Annotated in this window: 2 protein-coding genes; one reads left to right on the top strand and one right to left on the bottom strand. The window is 75.7% G+C overall.

All coding sequences use genetic code 11. The annotated features are described in order from the left end of the window. A partial coding sequence (locus tag HUW36_RS32910; protein WP_174531590.1) for an inositol monophosphatase family protein occupies positions 1-749 on the bottom strand: 749 nt, incomplete at its 3' end. Between the two features lie 287 nt (positions 750-1,036). On the opposite strand from HUW36_RS32910, the gene HUW36_RS32905 reads away from it, so the two are divergent. Next, positions 1,037-1,374 (top strand): RNA polymerase sigma factor region1.1 domain-containing protein (locus HUW36_RS32905; RefSeq protein ID WP_425487291.1); only part of this gene is annotated, 338 nt, incomplete at its 3' end.

The following is a 1,374-nucleotide window of genomic DNA, read 5'->3' as shown; positions in this document are numbered from 1 at the left end:
AGCACCAGGTCCGGCCCGGCCGCGCGACCGGACAGCCCGGTCACCAGCAGCCCTGCCTCGCGGGCGACCAGGCCGCCGGCGGCGAGGTCCCAGGCGGCCAGCCCCTTCTCGTAGTAGGCGTCCACCCGCCCCTCGGCGGCCAGGCAGAGGTCGAGCGCGGCCGCGCCCATCCGGCGGATGTCCCGCACGTGCGGGATCAGCTCGGCGACCACCCGGGCCTGGTGCGCCCGGCGGCCGGCGTCGTACCCGAAGCCGGTGGCGACCAGCGCCTGCCCCAGGTCGGTCTCGGCGGAGCAGCGCAGCCGCTCCCCGTCCCGCCAGGCCCCGCCGCCGGCGGTGGCGGTCCACTCCTCGCCGGTGGCCACGTTGCGCACCACCCCGGCCACCACCTCGCCGGCCACCTCGGCGGCGAGCGAGACCGCGCAGTAAGGCAGCCCGTAGAGGTAGTTGACGGTGCCGTCGATCGGGTCGACGATCCAGCGCACGCCGTCCTCGGCGACCGGGCCGGTGTCCCCCGTGCCGTACTCCTCGCCGAGCACCGCGTCGCCCGGTCGGCGCTCCCGCAGCGCGGCCAGCACCTGCCGCTCGACGGCCCGGTCGGCGGCGGTGACCACGTCGGTCACCGTGCTCTTGGTCGCAGCCACCGAGACGCCCTCGGCCCGCATCCGGTGCGCGGTGGCGGCGGCGTCGCGGGCCACCTCGACGGCGATGGTGAGCAACTCCCGCGGCGTGGGCGCCGAGGTGATCATGTTCGTCCCCTTCCCGCACGATCGGGACCGCCCGCGTCGCGCGTGGGTATCATCCTTACAAAGTCCACATCTGCGCTCATTCGGCGGTCCCGGACCACCGGTCCGCCGTGCGGCGCAGGATGATCGCGGCAGACGGCGTTACAATTCACCCTGCCCACGCGCCACGGACCGCCAGCGACCGGACGGCCCGGGACACGGGGGTCCCTCAACGACTCGCCCGGCACGGCCGTTCGTGCTGCGCCGGACGACCCGGCCGTGCTCGCTCTTTCGCCTCCGGAAGGTCATTCGTGACAGAACCCCGCCAGACCGGCGCCGACGTTCGCTCGCTCACCGACACCCTGATCGCCCACGCGCAGAGCGCCGGCGGCCAGCTCACGTCGGCCCAGCTCGCGCGCACCGTCGAGTCCGCTGAGGTGACCCCGGCCCAGGCCAAGAAGATCCTCCGTGCGCTCTCCGAGGCGGGCGTGACGGTGGTCGTGGACGGCTCGGCGAGCACCCGTCGCCCCCGGGTCGCCGCGGCCCGGTCCGCCACCCCGGCCTCCCGGGCGACCACCGCCAAGACCACCAAGAAGGCCGCCGCGCCCGCCCCGAAGCAGGCGCCCGCCGCCGAGGAGTCCCCGGCTCC

Origin of the sequence: Micromonospora maritima (assembly GCF_902825405.1) — a bacterium.
Lineage (GTDB): Bacteria > Actinomycetota > Actinomycetes > Mycobacteriales > Micromonosporaceae > Micromonospora > Micromonospora maritima.
Note: the sequence above shows the minus strand (reverse complement) of the source record. Positions and strands in the feature narration are given on the sequence as shown.